The organism is Commensalibacter communis, assembly GCF_947179105.1.
Taxonomy (GTDB): domain Bacteria; phylum Pseudomonadota; class Alphaproteobacteria; order Acetobacterales; family Acetobacteraceae; genus Commensalibacter; species Commensalibacter communis.
Genome location: NZ_CAMXCK010000012.1, coordinates 1 through 18,174 on the forward strand (window position 1 = coordinate 1; position 18,174 = coordinate 18,174).

Here is an 18,174-nt window from a genome sequence, read left to right on the forward strand (position 1 = left end):
TGCATGTATGCTTTATGATTTTTGGAATTGGAATGGGTGGTTATCTATTAATGGTTATTTGTTACGGCATTCGTGGGTTTGGTTATCCATTATTTTTGTATTCTTTTGTTATTCTTATTATTCAAAATGTGGATAAAAGCAAAGTTTCTACTGCAATGGGCTGGTTTTGGGCAGCATATTCAATTGGTTTTGGTGTATTAGGGGGATTCTTACCTGGATATATTAATCCTATTATTGGAGAGTATAATACTTTATGGATGGCTCTTGGATGGGTTGTTGCAGGTGGATTAATTTCGCTAATTGCTTTGCGTAATGTAAAAACTGATATATCAAAATCAAAATTGTCTTTTAAGGAAAAAACAGAAGAGTTATCGAAAGCTATTACGATTTTATTTTCTAATAAACATATTTTTATGTCTGCTTTGGTTCGTATTATTAATACAACACCTATTTTTGGATTTGCCGTTGTAATGCCATGGTTGCTTGTGGGAAAAAATGTGACTGATCATGGATTGGGGTTTACTAAAACAGAGTGGCAAAATATTTGGACAATTTTTATGTTTGTAACGATTTTTACTAATGTGATGTGGGGGATTCTAGGGGATCATATTGGCTGGTTACGTCAAGCACGTTGGTTCGGTTGCATTGGCGGTGCAGTTGCATGTTTTTTATTTTATTATATTCCAATAACATTTGGGCACAATTATTGGATGGCTATGATTCCAGCTGTATTATTTGGATTTACAGTTGCTGCTTTTGTTCCTATGACTGCTGTTTTTGCAGCGCTAGAGCCTCATCATAAAGGAGCGGCAATATCAATATATAATCTATCAGCAGGATTAAGTAATTTTGTGGGACCAGGAATAGCAACTATAATGGTGCCTTTATTTGGTATTGTTAGTGCAATCTGGTGTTATATTATATTATATATATTTGCTGCTATTTTGACTTTATTTATTAAAGTAGATCAATCAAAAAAATAATTTCTATATTATTCTGATAATTCTATTTTATTATATTAATAAAAATGTATTTAATAGCATCTTAAAGTTTTTAAAATAGGTTTAAATAAAATGTTTTTATTTGATGATAATAAAAATAGAAATTTTATATAAAATTTTTAGCTATAATAGTTATCCACAGTTATTTACTTTTACAACTTGTTTTATATATTTTTATCTTGTTTTAGGAAGTGTTTTTCCTTTTTTTTTCAATTGGTTATTTCTATATAGGTATAGAACTTGGGGGTAATAGGTATAGAACTTGGGGGTAATAGGTATAGAACTTGGGGGTAATAGGTATAGAACTTGGGGGTAATATTCACATAGTAAAATTTAGAGAATTTAATCTTTATTTTTTTATAAGTATAGATTAATAGAATAACCTAGACTTATCATATGAGGATTATTATGAAGGATTTAATTGTTTATAAAGCAAATGTTTTAATTGAAGCCAGCTATAAACTTACCCTTCAAGAACAACGTATTTTGCTGATATGTATTGCTAAGCTTAACCCCCAAGAAATAAAAATAAACAAAATTTTTCAAATTACATCCCAGGAATTTCTTAATGCTTTCCCAAATATGGGAGAAAAACATGCTGAGGAAAGATTGCAAGAAGCTATTGATAAACTAGCGGAAAGATGGATACATATTTCTACAAAGGAAGAAAAAAGAAAAATCAGATGGATACAAGAAGAAGCTAAGTACTTTGATAAGAAAGGTAAAGTAGAAATAGTTTTTTCTGATTCAATTATGCCTTATTTAACTCAATTAAAGGGTCAATTTACCAGTATTATTATTAGAAATATTGCATCCTTAAGAAGTAATTACAGTATCAGAATATATGAAATTTTAATGCAATTTAAATTAATTGGGTCAAGAACCATTACAATTCAAAAATTACGTTCCATGTTAGAAGTAGAAGATAAATATGCAACTTTTAAAGCATTAAATCAGTGGATTATAAAACCTTCTTTAAAAGAATTAAATGATAAAAGTAACTTAATTATAACACTTAAAACTATTAAAGAAGGGCGTAATGTAAAAGCTTTAAAGTTCGATTTCAAAGAAAAATTATAACGCTATAATATTAGCATTTTTTAAGTTTTGAACAATAATAGGCAGTGCGTGGGGAATATAAAACTTAGTATCTGTAATTATAATAAAACCGTCACTTCGCCTAACATATTCAAATTGCATAGAATTCAATGTATTTATTTTTAGATTTACTCTTCTAATAACATGATCTCCTAATTTATATCTTAAAATTGGAGCTTTATTTGCAAATAATCTTGTAATTACTAAATCACCTTCTTTCCCTTCTTTTACCCAACGACCATTATCATCCACAATTTCAATTAAATGCAGCCCAGAAACTGTTGCTAAAATATTATTATCTTTATTTAGTTGAAGACCGATCGTTTCACCTGGTGTAGCTGCAAATAAAATTTAATATCAATAAATTAGGATAGAGCTGTTTTAAATCCTCTTTAACTTTTTGAGGTAATAATCTACTCCAATATAACGAGATACTATATGTTTGCCTATAAAGTCTCCCGCCCTTTTATAGGTATCAAGTAACTCTTTTCTTGAATAAACAATTTCAGAGGCTCGACCAGAGGTAGCGCCACTACTGCTAGCGATTTGAAACTCGCCTTTTTCAATAGGAACAACCATACCAATTCGTTGATCGATAAATAAATCGGTAAACACCTCTTTATCTGTTATCGGAATAGACATAAATATCTCATATTTTGTTATTTTATAATAACAAATACGATTGTTAATACGCTCTTTCCACACAGGATTAATTCGACAAATTTCTACCAGTTGTGTTAAACGACGTAAAACAAGTGATTCTTGTGAAGAAATATCAACAGCGTCAAAATCTTTACCTGTTAACTCTTACAAAGAATGAATCGACAATAAACATGTTGGTAACTTTAAAACGCCTTCAATATTTTTAGAGGACATTAAAAGATCAGGAATAGTAGTTTTTAATAGATTATTAATAGAATTTGATAACTAATTTTCTTGTAAGTTAAAGAGTATATTTTTCATCTCGTTATCATAAATTTGTTTCGTTAAGACAACTTTTGCAGATTTTTACATAAAATAAAATGACAAATAACAGTCAAAAAAAAGAAATTATAACAATTTTTGCAATAATACGTTCTTATAACTAATCGTTATAATATTTTATTAATGATCAAAAAACAAATTAATTATGTCTGAATTACAATTATATTTGTCACTTTTACCACTCTTAAATCCTATCAACAAATTTATAATATAATTTTGTTACTAATTAAAAAGAACATTTAAGATGAAAAACTCTGTATTAATGACTATTGATTTACAAAATGACTATTTTCCAAATGGAAAATTCCCATTACCGAATATCGAAAGTGTTTCTGAACAAAGTAAAAAAATTTTGGAAACTGCTAGAAAGAATTCATTACCCATAATTCATATCAAACATGAATGGCATTCACCAGAAGCTCCTTTTTTTGCACGTGCTTCTAAAGGATCTGAGATTAATGAAATCATAAAACCGCTTGATAATGAACATGTTGTTATAAAAAACTATCCTAACTCCTTTAAAGAAACGAATGTAAAAAGCATTTTGGATCAACATCAATGTAAAAATATTATCATCATTGGTGCAATGGCTCAAATGTGTGTTGATGCAACGGTTCGTGCTGGAAGTGACCTTGGCTATGATATTACCGTTATTCATGATGCTATTGCGGCTCAGAATTCACAATTCAATAACATTAATATATCCGCCAAAGAAGTTCATGCAGTCTTTATGAATGCATTATCTTTAGGTTATGCGACAGTTATTGATACCAAAGAAATCATTTCTCAATTACAAAAATAATATTTATCTAGATTGCTCTTATTATGTATTCACGTCAATTAAATACCATAAAAACAGGTATGGCTAATGCTCAGGCTGGTTTTATAGGTTCATCACAAGTTGTTACCTTAGTTCACATTGATCAAAAAATTAATGAAACTGAATATAAGCAAATTTATACCCAATATTGCCTTAATCATACAATTATTTTATCGAAATTAATAGTTAATAAAAATAAATGTTACGTAGAGCGTAATGACGACTGCCATAATTCTTGTTTTGAAACATTCAGGATGCATATTAGACATTGCAAATATTAATTTAAGGCATCTGATATTCCAACAACTGACCGATTGCTTAAACAAAAAATGCATGATGTTAAAAGCATCACTTCACAAGGCACTGAAAAACATTTTTTCTGAAAATAATCACCAACAACATATCAACGGTATTTATATTCATGACTAATCAAGAACAAGTTTTACCAGAAGCAAGAACTATACCATTATCATCTTTATGGGAAAATGATACTACTTACTATTTTGATTCATACAAATACACCAATAATACCCAAGGTATCCACGATGGTAAAAATGTGAGCAAAAATGATAAACCTAAATTATATGCAGGACCAGGTACTGAAAGTGATGGCGGTACGGGTGCTTATTATCTTGAACAAAACCAAATACCTGTAACTGATCCATTTTATAACATATCAAGTATGACTGTTTTTGCTGGGTCAGCCCAATACCTGGAAAAAAAGCAAGATTTTAAAGTAAAAATCACATATTTTGATGGCTCAACCACAGAATTAACAGTAAAATACAAAGGGTACCAGGATAGTAATACCTCTCTTCTTGGGTCTAAAGCAACTTCTCTAGTTTTTCAAATCGTATCATCAGACAACAATAATTTTCCAATTAACCGTCAATTTGTACTCGCTCCTGCTGAGCAAACAAACAAAACATTAAGAATTACTAATATATTTTTAAATACTGGATTACCTCCAGATATTAAATGTTTTTTAAAAGGAACTGAAATCGAAACTGTTTCTGGAAAAAAAAAGTTGAAGAATTACAAATAGGTGACGAAATTATCACTGTGCATAATGGTAATAAAATTATAAAAAAAATAACATCTATTTTAAATCGACAAATTACTGTTAGCAATAAAGACCAGTTACCAATTAGAATTTTAAAGTCTGCTTTTGCAGAAAATATTCCTTATGAAGATTTACTAATAACACCTGAACATTGTGTATTCATAAAAGAACAACTTGTGCCCGTTCGTATGTTGGTAAATGGACGTTCTATCATCCAAGATACATCTTTTAATCATTATGACGTGTATCATTTTGAAACAGAAGAACATTCAATTATTATAGCAAATGGAGTATTAACTGAAAGCTATCTAAATACGGATGTTCAATGCAATAATTTCTTAACTGTCAAAGGAAAAAAAAGTTGGGAAGACGCTGCAGCTCCTTTAAATACAACGCGTGCTTTCGTTGAAAAAATTTATAATGATATCGAAAAAAGATCCAAATTACAAAACTTACTCGATACTCGTGTTAAACCAAAGTTGACAAATGATCATGGTTTGTATTTAACGACACCAGATGGTCAAAAATTAACGATGATATACGAGAAAAATAATTATATTGCCTTCCGTCTGCCACCTAATATTAATTTCGTAACTATTCATTCTCTAAGTAGTCGCCTCTCAGAAACGATAGGTCCTTTTGTTGATGATCGTCGTCAACTGGGTATTTTAATTGAAAATATAACATTATCTGATTTTTACGATACGTTAGAAATTGATACCCATTTAAATATAAAAGATTTGTTAGGATGGAGCGTCCAAGAGCAAACGAGATGTCGCTGGACTTTAGGTAGAGCAATATTACCTTTAAACAGAAGGAATAGCGACACAATTGGTATTTTGAGAATGAAAGTAATTGCTGGTGGCCCCTATATTATTCAGGATAATTCTCACCTGCCTTTAAAAGCAATGTAAAAAAACTAAAAAGTTGTTTAGGTAGATTTTTGGTCATTAACTCTTATGATAGCGGCTCTTCAAACTTGTCAAAGGTCGAAACGGGGCAACCCTTTAGACAAAAAGCGTAACCTTACAAACCAATATGCCAAGTCCGTAAGGGGACAACGTATAATATGGAGACACAAAAGACAGTAGAAACACTTTGAATAGCCACTTTTACTACTTTTTCTCAATCCACTTAGAAGGAAGACATATCAACACAAATCTATATTATCTAAAAATAAGTTTAACAGATTGGATCAATCAGTACAATAGGGAATTACGGAGTTAATACTCACTGTGGAGAGAGATATCTTTGAAAGAAATCAAATTAATTAAATAGAGTTTCCAGACATGTAAGCGCGCACGGTAAGGACACTCCATACTTATTATACTGTCAAAAGACAATCATAGTCTAAGGGGAAACCACAGCTCTGGCAATTCAAACTTAACAATGATTATAATTGTGTTGATTACCGTCTTATAAGTTATAACAACACATGCTATGTATTATACGATAATAAGAAAATTATATACAGATCGTTAAGTTCACTTGAAAGACCGAACGTCCTAGTTCCTGCTAGAAGCATTTGTTATCGGATAATTTAAGGGGTTTTGCGAGTAATATACGCTTACATGCGGGGCAATTACCATCGACAAAAATATCGTTTTTTTGAGGATATGATACGATATTCTCTTTTAGTGGTGGGGGGGATTCTCTTGGCGTTACCCAAGCAGCTTTAACGCCGTTTTAAGGCTATCTATAGTCTCTTATTTTGAAGAAAGTAAACGGTTAAAGCTCTCAACCGCTTTTTCAATGTCAAGGATGTGCCTTGCCTCTGTGTCATTTTCTCTTGTATCACGGTGTTGCACTAGATGGACGTTCTGTGTCACCGACTGTAGCACGCTGTAACCTAGTCTCACTTTTGTCCAGTTGTGACAGGTTGTATCTTTAATTCGCCATATACTCGAATAAGCTTGGAAATCTCCATTCCCTACCCGCCTAACGACGTGTGACTTTGTGAAATACGACATGGGTCAATATGCTATAACGAATGTGAAGGATTAAGGTTCACCAATGGTGGCAAAAAAACGGTTTATTAGCGCAACCCGATATTCATATTTTAGCTTGTCGATCAATCACGAACAGAACCTTAAAAGCCTACTTTTTGCTTTTGATTTCTCTTTTCGTTTAGAAACATTGACTATTACTGCCGTTTTTTTTGAACTAATCCTTAACAAAGAACAAAGAAAACTATTTGTTGAAAATACAAAACAGATTCTTCACTCAATTGTTATGTCTCACACTTCTCTTACAGCTTAATGAATAAATATAATTACGATGTAATACCATTTTTTTTACGATACTCTCTTGGGGTGATATGGGTTATTTTTGTAAAATTCTTGCGAAAAGAGCTAGTATCAGCATATCCAATCTCCCATGAGACTTGCTCAATAGATACATTAGTTGTCGCAAGGATGGTACGAGCACGCTCTATTCTAAAATGTTGTAAATAGGTTTTAGGGGTTAAATTTATTGCTTTTTTAAAACGTCTTAAAAAAGTTCTTTCCTCTAGTCCTGATTGATTAACTAAATCTTTTACAGTAACTTTGCGTAAATTTGTGTCTAGCAGCCAACGTTGTGCTTTGACGATTTCTTGATCGCCATGATTATACTTAGGTATAAAATTGATATATGGGCTTTGTAATTTTCTTGGAGGATCAATTAACATAAATTGAGTTGTTTTTAACATAATATTACGATCTAAAAACCGTTCAATAACTCTTAACCCCAAATCAATCCACGCCATCATTCCTCCTGCAGTAATTACATCATCATTATCAATTAAAATTTGATCCTCTTTAAGAATAACTTTGGGAAAAGCTCTTTTAAAAATTTCGGCATACGCCCAATGTGTTGTTGCTTCTCTATTATTAAGTAAATTTGTTTTTGCTAAGATAAATATTCCAGCACAAATAGAGGCTAAAATACAACCTTGAAGATGATAATAACGTAAAAACTTAACGAGTCGCTGATGATTACACGTATTGGGAGTTTTATTTAAACTAGGAGGCAAAATAATAATATTTGGAGATTGTTTGTAAATATAGTTAATATTATCTTCTAATATAATTTCGACCTTTATTTTTTGTTGTGAATTACAAGCATACTCTGCCATAGAAAATAAATCACAAAGACCATAAATAGCAGATTTTTGAGCTGATTCATATACGATGATCCATATAATAACCATAATTGAGCGTTTTTACTCCAATGTTATTAACCAACAATTCAATATTAAAAATTGAGCATTAATTTTAATCTTGTTGCCATTTTTTTTCTATGACAAAAATTTACAAATATTTTATGTAATAAAGAATTTTTATAAAATACTTGCCGTCATTCATTCCATACTGTTAAAAATAAAAAAATAATATGGAGTTATCTTTGACAAAAAAAATTAGAATTCACAAGACAATAAGCTGCAAGGGATCAATCAACATCATTGTTACTTATAATATTCTATTTAAATAAAATTTAAAATTTTTAAAAATATAAGAAAAGCTGTTTATGATTTCAGTAAATTTAACAACAACCTCATCAAGATTAGATCTTTGTAGTGCAACAATATGGTCATTAATTCATCAAACCAAAAAGCCAGATAAAATTTTCTTATGGATATCACAAGAAGCATATTTATCAGATAAAGGTATAAAAATTATACCTTATTGGGTCGATGAGCTGAATAGCATATCGAATATAATAGAAGTTAAATTTGTGGAAAATACTGGGCCATACAGAAAAATATTAAATGCCATTAAAACCTCAAATCATTCTGATATACTTGTTTATGCAGATGATGATGTTATTTATGGTGATATGTGGCTAAAAACATTGCTAGACGCCTTTTATAAAAATAAATCTCAATTAGCGGTAGCTTCAAGGATTAGAGTAGTTAAAAGAAATATTTTTGGACAGTTGCAATCATATAGTCGATATAAAATCTGTAAAAAACCTATTCAATTTAGTCGTGATTATATTATTACGGGTGTTGGTGGTTGTGTTTTAACTAAAAACATGGTTAATGAATCATTATTTGATAGCAATGAATATACCTTACTCGCACCAAAGACAGATGATATATGGATCAGTAAAATATTAGAATTGTCTGGTACAATAGTAGAAGCATGCCCTAAAGCTTTGACTTATGTTAACGAAATAGATCATAAAAACAATGCTCTTAATTTATCAAACACATATCAAACCAACCACACAAATTTCATCTTCATATTAATCAGTAAAGCTGTGCAAATATTTTTATCTTACTTTGGTTTGCAGAGAACAAATAATGATATATCAATAAAGAAAATATCACATTATTTCAAAAATAAATAACTATTAATTGTTGGATTTATATGAATTTACTCCATAATGTAAAATGGCTTGCACTTTCACAAGTAGTTAAAGTAGCTTGCCAATTATTAGGATTGGTTATTTTTGCAAGATATCTCACACCAAAAGATATTGGGGTAATGTCCCTTACTATGATTGTAGTCAGCTTTGTCAATATCTTGAGGGATATGGGGTCTTCAGCAGCAATTATTCAAAAGGAAGAGATTGACGATACGTTAATCAGCTCCGTTTTTATTTTAAATACAATAATGGGTTTTTCTCTAGCAATAATTTTTTATTTTTTATCTTACTATATTTCTCACTTCTTTCAACTTGAGCTACTACAATATACTATCAAGTTAATAAGTATCACTTTTATATTAAATAGCATCACATCCGTTCATTTGGCTATTTTAGAAAGAAAATCAAAATTTAGAACGATTGCCCTTACAGAAGTAATATCTTCAATATGTGCATTAACAATGGGAGTATATTTTGCAACTCATGATTATGGTGTATATAGTCTTGTTTTTCAAACACTGTCTTTTTCGTTACTTACCTCTATTTCTTTCTGTTTTTTTTCAGGATGGAAGGTCAAATTTATATTTGATATAGATAAAATTAAATCGATTTTTAAATTTAGTTCGAATTTAGTTTTATTTAATTTTGTAAATTATTTCTCTAGAAATAGTGATGAAATGATTATAGGTAAGTTTTTCACAGCATCAATATTGGGGGAATATTCCTTAGCATATAGAGTAATGCTGTTTCCTGTGCAAAATATGAGATCCATATTAACGAGGTCTTTATATCCAATTTTAAGCCGACTACAAACGTCGTCCAATGAAGCTGTTGAGGTCTATCTTAAATCTATTAAAGCGATTGCAATGATCGTTCCACCAGTTATGCTATGCTTATCGACAGTCAGTCATGAATTTACACTTTTGGTTTTTGGTTCTCAATGGTTGCTTTTACCCAAATTATTGGTTTGGTTATCAGTTGTGGGTATTTTACAGGCAATCGTTAGTACGACAGGGGCTGTTTTTATGTCAAAAGGAAAGACTGATTTATTGTTATATATTTCAATTTTTAATTCAGTTCTTCAAGTCGGTTCGTTTATTATTGGAGGCTTCTATAACATTGAAGTGCTAGTCAAATTATATTTATTGGCAAATGTAATTATGTTTTTCCCAAATACAATGTTAGCCGTGAGACTATTGGGAGGACGCTTTTCTGACTTTATGTTGTGTATATACAAACCAATGTTATGTGCCGTTTTAATGTTCTTTCTTGTTAAATTGATAGGATTATATTTTGTGTATTTTAACATATCATTAATAGAAATTTTTATTATTAAAATTTTACTTAGTTTTGTAATATATATTTCGTTGTTACTCCTAACAAACCCCAATGTATATTACGTAGTTAAAAATAAAATTATGCTTACTTTAGGTAATTAACCTCCATTAAATAAAATAACGTATCTTGTCCGTAAACTATATATCACTGTGACTTTTAGGAAATTTTATATATTATATGAGTTACCGAAATTATCTCATATTTAATCATACTTTTATGCTTATAAAATGGTAGCATGAATACACATCTGTAGCTGTCAGTTAAATACATGCCAACAACAATTAGACTGAACCCAGAAATAAAGAAACTTAAATAATTTAGATTAACCTAAGGGTTATTTTGTTCTCTTATTATACCCGCTTGTTGTTCAAGCTCTTGCGTCCGTTTTTCGATAAAAATTTGTAATTCAGAAACCATTTTTGTTCCGGTAGCACTACAAGCAGTTTTAAAGCGTGTATGAACACTAAGAGGAATATCAAGACTTAGACGCTTCGTTGTTTCTCTAGAAATTACCTTTTTTGCGTCGTGTCCAGACCCACCCTGTTCAAATGCTATGATTTGATCATTTATCGGCAATTTCGGTTTAGGTGCTAATGAAAAGGTTTTCTTTGACATAAATCAATTCCTAATAAAGTAGTATTAATTCTTTGTTAAATCTTGGTATTGCTCTATTTCTGTTGCTAAACGTTTAATTTCTCTTGCAGCCGCTCCATTGGGCGCCCACTCAAAAATTGTTTTTCCCATAGTTATACTTTCTGCAAAAGCAACACGTTGTTCAATTTCCGTATTTAAAACAGGAATTTGCGCAGATGCTGCCATATCTCTTATATCACGACCAATAACAGTTTTCCCTATTTTGCGGGAAACCACAAAACCACATTTGAGGGATTGTTTAAAATCTCTAGCTTCCATGATCTGACGAACAGTCAAATCAGAAGCCCAAGTTGAGAGGCCTGATGGTTCAATAGGTAAAACGACAAAGTCAGCTGCTACAATACAAGATCGAGCAATCTCTTCAGCATGAGGTGGACCGTCTATTATAGTATACGTATAATCCATAGACATTTTTATAGCGTCACGTGCCATATTTGCTCGTGCTAAACTTACCACTTGAAAAGAGGTATTTTCTCGTAAGCTTACCCAAGTTGATGTCGATCCTTGTTTATCTGCGTCAATCAAAAGCACTTTATGCCCTTGCTGAGCAAAGTAAGCAGCGACATTAATGGAGAGTGTTGTTTTTCCAACACCACCTTTTTGGTTAATAAAAGAAATAATCATTATAAATTACCACATTAACTTAAATGTTCATACCCACATTTGATGTTTTCAACATTTATATTATTTATTTTTAGAGTATTGAAAAGTAATTATTAAAGTAAAAAATTAATTTAAAACTAATTGTGTCTTTCAAACCATTTACAGCAAAAGCCAACAAACACTTTACTAGATATCTTGATGCATCTATGCCTCCTACAGACATTCGATGTCGCCATTCTTTCTTAAGAGCATATTACAGAGCGACTAGTTTAGCATCATGATATATTTCTGGATCTAATATAATTGAAATATTCGTGGTTGTATTTGAAAATTTTTCAAAATTATGTTTGCTAAGAACAATATTATTACTAAATAATAAGGTATAATCTGGCATATGGAGAAGTGTTTTATCCCGTTATAGTATTTTATTAACTAACCGTTTTCAATATCTATTTGTTGATCCTGAAGCGCATGCTGTAATTAACATAGTTTTACCTTTAATAAGTTATTAACACTATATCAAAAATTACTTAAATTTATCAAAATCACGAATCATAAAGAGTTAACTTAGTAAGAATTGAAAAATTCCGAGAATCGTTATATATAATCCAACAGGTATTACTTCATCGCTAAAAAACAACTTTGATTATATTTCTGAAAATAACAAACATAAAAGCATCCAGTTATTAGAAAATAATTTTCGAAACAATACAAAAAAATTCTGAAACCTTTAACGATTTTAAGTGCTCTACGGAAGCTAAAAAGGTGATAGAAATAAAATTCTATTGAACCTCTAGAAAGTCCCTTAAAACCTTATTCAAAGACCTGAAAACCTATTCTTTTTTAAGATCCATCAGTCATTCAAAAAATAATTACGAAATAAAAACTATATATAAACAACTATTTCAGACATACTTCCGGTGAGAAGGATTAGGGACCTAAGGTATAACATATAAGAAAAAGCGAACCATTTATTAAATTATCTTAAAAAAGGGCTGCCTTCTTTTACTGAAGATAACCTTAGAGTAACTCTAAATACCGGAATGCTTGTTATATATAACACATGTTACAAAAATTATTAGATGGTTTGTAAAAAGACTTATTTAATGAGAAGAGCAAAAATATCTAGTATGAAAGTTGTATGTATATTTTTCTTTCAATTATTCCCAAAATAACCGAAAGAAAAAAATGTCATATACTTTGCTTTTAAAATTACAGCTTATAATTCTTGCGCTAGAGGTTGAATGACAATGTCTCTAATCGCAACATGACGTGGACGTGTCAACATAAATAATACGGCTTCCGCAATTTCAATCGGCTCCATAAGACTTCCAAGTTCTTTTGCTTTTTTCAAGTTTTCTTCTGGCCAATCAGCTAATAATGCACTGATAACTGGACCAGGGGAAACAGAACCAATACGAATGCCATGTTTGCTAATTTGACGGCGCATTGTTTGCACAAAAGAATTTGTTGCCCATTTTGATGCACAATAAACAGGTTCCCAATGTATTGGTAAATGTCCTGCAATAGAGCTTGTTACAATAATGTCGCCTGATTTTTGTTTAATCATGTGTGGTAAGACATCACGAATATTTTTCATAACAACAGACACATTAAGATCAATTAACCGATCAATATCATTAGGATCAGAGTCAATTAAATCACCCCCAATGTAACATCCAGCATTTGCATGAAAAATATCAATTTTACCTGTTTTTTCAATAATACTAGGAACCATTTTTGCGCAGCTATCTGGATCGATTAAATTGGTAACGCAAAGTATAATTTTATCTTTATATTTTGCTTGTATTTTCTCCATTGTTGCAACATCACGATCAACCATGACAACGGTTGCACCATTTGCAACTAGAATTTCTGTAGAAGCAAGCCCAATACCAGAAGCAGCACCCGTAACAACTGCGACTTTGTTTTGTAATGAATTAGACAATTTTTTAATCCTTTTTAAAAATAAAACGAAAGAATTCTAATCAAGATGGCATGCTTTGTGATAGGTCTTAAGAACCTTCTGCACGTACCAAATGATAACTTCTTCAGGTTCAAAACTAATTTTAGAAAAATGTTCTGCTCCTGGTAAGTATTGCATCATTAAAGGAGCGGGAATAGTTGCACCTTCAATCTTTGACAATAATGTTGTAACATATTCATTCGCCTTGGGATCTGCCCAATAATAACGAATACGATCAGATAAAGAATAATGGCGCAATAAATAACATTCATGCTCGCTGCCGTGATAATGGCTGTTCCAATAATCAGGTTTAGCAAGCATTAATTGTTCAACATTTTTCTGCAGATAGCGATCTGGGTAATCTAAGAAAACTTCACTTGCAATATGATCGAGCGCGAATAAACATTCTCTGACTGCAAACGTTAACTCTGGTCCTACTTTTAAAATAGCATAACCATCTTCAACTAATTGAGATAAATAATGCACCCCTTGATAATCTGTTGAGTGTGCTTCAAAAACAAGGTTAGATTCTGTATCCAAAGAGTTTGATAACGTTTTTGCCCTTTCCCGATCGTAGTAAATAATATCCCAGTTTCCATATTCTACGCCAGGTTGAACGACTAAACCAAGGAGTCTATGGGTAACCTCCTCCAGTCCTATTGCACACAAAGCATCTTGATGAATTTTCAACGTCTGTGCAGCAGCTTCTGCTTTGGTAGGTTCAAGAGATATAATAACGTGATCTGCTCCACCTGGAGGGGGAACTTCTGTGCCAATAATATAAAGCGGTTTCTTTTTATCACTTTTTGCAGCCGCTTCCTCTGCAGCTTTGATTAAGCGTACAGCACGTTGTGAAACAACCTGATCGTCCAATGCTGTTGGTTCGCCTTGACATCCCATCGAGGTATCAATGTGGATTTTACGAAAACCAGCATCGATATAAGCCACAACCATTTTCTCAGCTTCATCCATTGCCTTATCAGCAGGTAAATGCTTCCACGGATTGGGACCAAGATGATCACCACCAAGAGTAATTAAATCTTCTGGACATTTCTCTTCTTTAGCCAAAGAAAATACTAAGGTTGCAAAATCATGTGGTTTCATTCCTGTGTATCCACCATAATGATTCACTTGATTACAAGTAGCTTCTATCAAAACACTACTTGTATTGTCACGACCAAGCCTCAAAGCCGCCCTTAAGACTAGAGGGTGGGCTGAACAAACAGATGTAATTCCCTTTGGGTTACCTCGTGTTCGATATTTTTTTAACTCTTCAAGAGTGACTTTCATTATATTTTCCTTGAGACATTTTGAATAAATGTTTGAAGCTCGTCTAACGTTGCTGTTCCTTCCATTGGACCAGTAAATTGTACGTTTCTGGCACCTGCTGCATTTGCCAAAGTAAGAGAATCATTCAAAGTCATACCAAGCCGTCTGCAACTGACATATGTTGCACCAAAGCAATCCCCTGCGCCTGTTGGATCAATTTCTTCGATTTCAAATGCTTTTCCAGAGACAATGTCACCATTACGATGATAAGAGGTCGCACCTTCTCTACCTTGTTTCAAAACAACTTCACTTACACCAACAGAAAAGACATTTTTTATTGCATCTGTTAAACTCGACGTGTTTGTAATAGTTAAGATTTCTTCCCCTGAAGGGAGAAGCAAATCTGTTTGACTTAACAAATAAGCAAGACGTTGTCTGAACACACTATCAGCTGTTAATTCTTTTCTAATATTGGGATCAAAAGAAAGTGTTCCTCCATTTTTCTTGATAACATTAACTGCATATTCAGCCATTTCCCAAGCACCAGGAATAGCTAGTAAAGTGCCCATAATATGCATATGCCCAGCTTTTGAAATTAATGTATCAGTCGCTTTGTTTCGAGCAATTTTTCCTGCAGCAGATGCAACAATATTAAAAACAAAATCACGCTCACCATCTTCTCTATATCTTACAAAAGCACTTCCTGTTGGTAAGCTATCATCAATTGAAATAGCGGAAATATCAACACCATCTTTTTCTAGACGCTTTACATTAATTTGCCCAAAAGCATCATTTCCAACAGTCCCAATAATCCCTGCATTTTCGGTTAATTTTACGCATTGATCGATAAAAATAGCTGGAGCACCACTGGGATAAGGTCCAGTAAAGGTTAATGGCGGGGCAAACCCTTCCCCAACTTCAGTTGCCATGATCTCGACTAGGATTTCACCAATGGTAATGGTGGGTCCTAACGCATTAGGGGCTAAAATATGATGAACAGACATAAACTATACTCCACATAAAATGTGTCAAACTATAAAAATATTTTACATAATTATTGGCGGTCAAAATAAGCAGTTTTGATTACGTTAATGACATAAATCTTTGATGTAATATACATGCAGCTCCATATGCTGACCCTAGCTCTGGATTCTGATTTAAAACAATTTCTGGAATGGGAAATGGTGTCTCTTGGTATAATTCAATATATATATTAACCCGCGCAGCAATGAGGCTATATAATTTTGCCATCGATCCACCCAAAATAATTTTATTAGGATCAATTACTCTGCAGGCTTGTACTAACGCTAACCCTAGATATTTAGCCCATTCATCCGCTAAATTTACAGCGATAGGCTCACGCTCTTGGACGTATTGAATAAACAGATCAATTGTTACATTAGATTGTCCTGATAATGTATGGTAACGAGATAAAAGCTGTTCCAAGCTGATAACAGATTCTAATCTTTGATATTCTTTTTTATGATTTTGAACAGTAAGGTGCCCTATCTCTCCAGCAAGACCATTTCCTCCTCGAAACAACTTTCCATCAATGACGATACCACCACCAACACCACTTTCCAGTACCAAAAATAAAGTAACGCCTACTGATATATTAGATTGATAAATCGCACCTATCGCAAAAGCATTTGCATCATTTTCAACAGCAACTGGTAAATTCATAGGTAATTTACGCGATGCTATTTTTAAGAAATCCACATCAACCCACTTTAATAATGGTGCATCGAAAATATAACCCTTTTCATTCATATGAGCAGGAATAGAAAAACCAATACCTTCAAGTTTACTCATAATTTCTTCGTTACACATCAATGACGCTAATTTTATTGCTTCATCAATTGCATTTTCAACACCAACTTGATGACAAGGAAATTGTTTATGTCTCATATCAACAATAGATGCTGTTAAATCAATTAGGATTATTGTGATATATTCAACGCCAATCTCAATACCCAGAAAATAGACAGCTTGGGGGACTAACTCTAATAAAATACCAGGGCGACCGCGATGGTTAACTTCTGCTATCTGATTGTGATTTTTACTTATCTCTCTGACAAAACCAGCATGGATCAAATCAGCTATGATGTAACCCGAAGATGAACGGTTTAATCCCATTTTCCTTGCTACTTCTGCGCGGCTAGTCGAACCAAACTGGTACAATACCTGCAGAGCAATTAACCCATTACTATGCTTTACATGTTTATGAATGTTTGAATATAAATTTAAATCGTTCATTTCACTATTTACTTATATATAAATTCTTTTTTAACTTCATAACAAAATTATTATCTACTTTTGGAAAGTAGATATATTTGTAAAAAAAACAACAAATTAATTATAAATTAATTCACAATATTTTTACTATAAATTCATGAAATATTACTATTTTTATTTTTTTTCAAATATATCATCTCCATGAATATATAATTTCATGTAAAATTAGAGTTATTTTGTATGAAATTATACAAAATAAGTCCATTACTATAATTTATCTTGATAAATATAGGATTAGGGAAAAATTGAAATGAAATAGTAACAAAAATATAATTAAAATTGATCCTAAATAAAAATCAAACAATAATTTACGCGTAATCTAATTGAAAAGATTATTCTTTTTTAAAACTGTACCGAAAAATAGGTCTTTTATGAAATCACAAAAATTGCTCTTTGGATTTATGCCATTCTCTTTAATTTGGGGATATATTGCAATTGCTATCTTTATGGCTGGAGATGGCTTTGAAGCTGCTTTTTTGTCTAAATTTATTACAGATATGGGGTTTTCTGAAGCACAATCAGGATTGGTATTTACCATATATGGATTAATGGTTGCAATTTCTGCATGGTGTTCTGGGGTTGTTGCAGAAATCATTACTCCACAAAAAGCAATGTTTGTTGGATTTATTTTGTGGTCAGTAATGCATGTATGCTTTATGATTTTTGGAATTGGAATGGGTGGTTATCTATTAATGGTTATTTGTTACGGCATTCGTGGGTTTGGTTATCCATT

The 18,174-nt window shown here is 31.8% G+C and carries 16 protein-coding genes and 1 pseudogene; 8 read left to right on the top strand and 9 right to left on the bottom strand.

Annotated elements, in window-relative coordinates:
- Positions 1 to 983 (top strand): RbtT/DalT/CsbX family MFS transporter (locus PQG52_RS11060; protein WP_271829544.1); only part of this gene is annotated, 983 nt, incomplete at its 5' end.
- Positions 984 to 1,409: 426 nt separating this feature from the next.
- Positions 1,410 to 2,081 (top strand): replication initiation protein, encoded by a 672-nt coding sequence (locus PQG52_RS11065; RefSeq protein WP_271829545.1) that lies wholly within the window; start codon positions 1,410 to 1,412, stop codon positions 2,079 to 2,081.
- On the opposite strand, the gene PQG52_RS11070 is transcribed toward PQG52_RS11065, so the two are convergent.
- Complete coding sequence (locus tag PQG52_RS11070) at positions 2,076 to 2,351, bottom strand: hypothetical protein (protein ID WP_271829546.1); 276 nt, start codon at positions 2,349 to 2,351, stop codon at positions 2,076 to 2,078. The genes PQG52_RS11065 and PQG52_RS11070 overlap by 6 nt on opposite strands.
- A 129-nt stretch (positions 2,352 to 2,480) precedes the next feature.
- Positions 2,481 to 2,741 carry a hypothetical protein gene (locus tag PQG52_RS11075; RefSeq protein ID WP_271829547.1) on the bottom strand — a complete coding sequence of 87 codons (261 nt, stop codon included), beginning with the start codon at positions 2,739 to 2,741 and terminating at the stop codon, positions 2,481 to 2,483.
- A gap of 586 nt (positions 2,742 to 3,327) precedes the next feature.
- Between PQG52_RS11075 and PQG52_RS11080 the strand changes: the two genes are divergently transcribed.
- From PQG52_RS11080 to PQG52_RS11090, 3 genes are all read left to right on the top strand, one after another.
- The gene (locus PQG52_RS11080) at positions 3,328 to 3,885 is read left to right on the top strand and encodes a cysteine hydrolase family protein (protein WP_271829548.1); all 558 of its coding nucleotides are present in this window, start codon (positions 3,328 to 3,330) and stop codon (positions 3,883 to 3,885) included.
- A gap of 439 nt (positions 3,886 to 4,324) precedes the next feature.
- Entirely contained in the window at positions 4,325 to 4,948 is a 624-nt protein-coding gene (locus PQG52_RS11085) for a hypothetical protein (protein WP_271829549.1), read from the top strand.
- A 17-nt stretch (positions 4,949 to 4,965) separates the two neighbouring features.
- Entirely contained in the window at positions 4,966 to 5,880 is a 915-nt protein-coding gene (locus PQG52_RS11090; RefSeq protein ID WP_271829550.1) for a Hint domain-containing protein, read from the top strand.
- 1,358 nt (positions 5,881 to 7,238) lie between these two features.
- Here the strand turns inward: PQG52_RS11090 and PQG52_RS11095 are convergent.
- Positions 7,239 to 8,156, bottom strand: coding sequence for a GlxA family transcriptional regulator (locus PQG52_RS11095; protein ID WP_271829551.1), 918 nt, complete (start codon positions 8,154 to 8,156; stop codon positions 7,239 to 7,241).
- 317 nt (positions 8,157 to 8,473) lie between these two features.
- On the opposite strand from PQG52_RS11095, the gene PQG52_RS11100 reads away from it, so the two are divergent.
- Together PQG52_RS11100 and PQG52_RS11105 are read left to right on the top strand one after the other, a co-directional pair.
- Complete coding sequence (locus PQG52_RS11100) at positions 8,474 to 9,298, top strand: glycosyltransferase (protein WP_271829552.1); 825 nt, start codon at positions 8,474 to 8,476, stop codon at positions 9,296 to 9,298.
- A gap of 20 nt (positions 9,299 to 9,318) precedes the next feature.
- Positions 9,319 to 10,755, top strand: a complete 1,437-nt coding sequence (locus tag PQG52_RS11105) for a lipopolysaccharide biosynthesis protein (RefSeq protein ID WP_271829553.1) — start codon at positions 9,319 to 9,321, stop codon at positions 10,753 to 10,755.
- A 226-nt stretch (positions 10,756 to 10,981) separates the two neighbouring features.
- Here the strand turns inward: PQG52_RS11105 and PQG52_RS11110 are convergent, their stop codons facing one another.
- The 6 genes from PQG52_RS11110 to PQG52_RS11135 form a co-directional block, all read right to left on the bottom strand.
- Positions 10,982 to 11,269, bottom strand: coding sequence for a hypothetical protein (locus PQG52_RS11110; RefSeq protein WP_271829554.1), 288 nt, complete (start codon positions 11,267 to 11,269; stop codon positions 10,982 to 10,984).
- Between the two features lie 24 nt (positions 11,270 to 11,293).
- Positions 11,294 to 11,932: a ParA family partition ATPase gene (gene parA / locus PQG52_RS11115; protein ID WP_271829555.1), complete on the bottom strand. Its 639-nt coding sequence runs from the start codon at positions 11,930 to 11,932 to the stop codon at positions 11,294 to 11,296.
- A 1,198-nt stretch (positions 11,933 to 13,130) separates the two neighbouring features.
- Positions 13,131 to 13,859 (bottom strand): SDR family oxidoreductase, encoded by a 729-nt coding sequence (locus PQG52_RS11120; RefSeq protein ID WP_271829556.1) that lies wholly within the window; start codon positions 13,857 to 13,859, stop codon positions 13,131 to 13,133.
- A 36-nt stretch (positions 13,860 to 13,895) separates the two neighbouring features.
- Positions 13,896 to 15,167, bottom strand: a complete 1,272-nt coding sequence (locus PQG52_RS11125) for a class II D-tagatose-bisphosphate aldolase, non-catalytic subunit (RefSeq protein WP_271829557.1) — start codon at positions 15,165 to 15,167, stop codon at positions 13,896 to 13,898.
- Positions 15,167 to 16,150 (bottom strand): tagatose kinase, encoded by a 984-nt coding sequence (locus PQG52_RS11130; protein ID WP_271829558.1) that lies wholly within the window; start codon positions 16,148 to 16,150, stop codon positions 15,167 to 15,169. The genes PQG52_RS11125 and PQG52_RS11130 overlap by 1 nt, the downstream gene beginning before the upstream one ends.
- A 79-nt stretch (positions 16,151 to 16,229) precedes the next feature.
- Positions 16,230 to 17,402: an ROK family protein gene (locus PQG52_RS11135; RefSeq protein WP_271829559.1), complete on the bottom strand. Its 1,173-nt coding sequence runs from the start codon at positions 17,400 to 17,402 to the stop codon at positions 16,230 to 16,232.
- 410 nt (positions 17,403 to 17,812) lie between these two features.
- On the opposite strand from PQG52_RS11135, the pseudogene PQG52_RS11140 reads away from it, so the two are divergent.
- Positions 17,813 to 18,174, top strand: a pseudogene (locus PQG52_RS11140) (cytochrome C biogenesis protein CcdA); the annotation flags it as partial.

Bases quoted from the DNA above. Each gene is read 5' to 3' on its own strand.
- PQG52_RS11110 (WP_271829554.1), bottom strand. From the start codon at position 11,269: ATGTCAAAGAAAACCTTTTCATTAGCACCTAAACCGAAATTGCCGATA.
- PQG52_RS11135 (WP_271829559.1), bottom strand. From the start codon at position 17,402: ATGAACGATTTAAATTTATATTCAAACATTCATAAACATGTAAAGCAT.
- parA (WP_271829555.1), bottom strand. From the start codon at position 11,932: ATGATTATTTCTTTTATTAACCAAAAAGGTGGTGTTGGAAAAACAACA.
- PQG52_RS11095 (WP_271829551.1), bottom strand. From the start codon at position 8,156: ATGGTTATTATATGGATCATCGTATATGAATCAGCTCAAAAATCTGCT.
- PQG52_RS11130 (WP_271829558.1), bottom strand. From the start codon at position 16,150: ATGTCTGTTCATCATATTTTAGCCCCTAATGCGTTAGGACCCACCATT.
- PQG52_RS11125 (WP_271829557.1), bottom strand. From the start codon at position 15,167: ATGAAAGTCACTCTTGAAGAGTTAAAAAAATATCGAACACGAGGTAAC.
- PQG52_RS11100 (WP_271829552.1), top strand. From the start codon at position 8,474: ATGATTTCAGTAAATTTAACAACAACCTCATCAAGATTAGATCTTTGT.
- PQG52_RS11085 (WP_271829549.1), top strand. From the start codon at position 4,325: ATGACTAATCAAGAACAAGTTTTACCAGAAGCAAGAACTATACCATTA.
- PQG52_RS11105 (WP_271829553.1), top strand. From the start codon at position 9,319: ATGAATTTACTCCATAATGTAAAATGGCTTGCACTTTCACAAGTAGTT.
- PQG52_RS11080 (WP_271829548.1), top strand. From the start codon at position 3,328: ATGAAAAACTCTGTATTAATGACTATTGATTTACAAAATGACTATTTT.
- PQG52_RS11065 (WP_271829545.1), top strand. From the start codon at position 1,410: ATGAAGGATTTAATTGTTTATAAAGCAAATGTTTTAATTGAAGCCAGC.
- PQG52_RS11075 (WP_271829547.1), bottom strand. From the start codon at position 2,741: ATGTCTATTCCGATAACAGATAAAGAGGTGTTTACCGATTTATTTATC.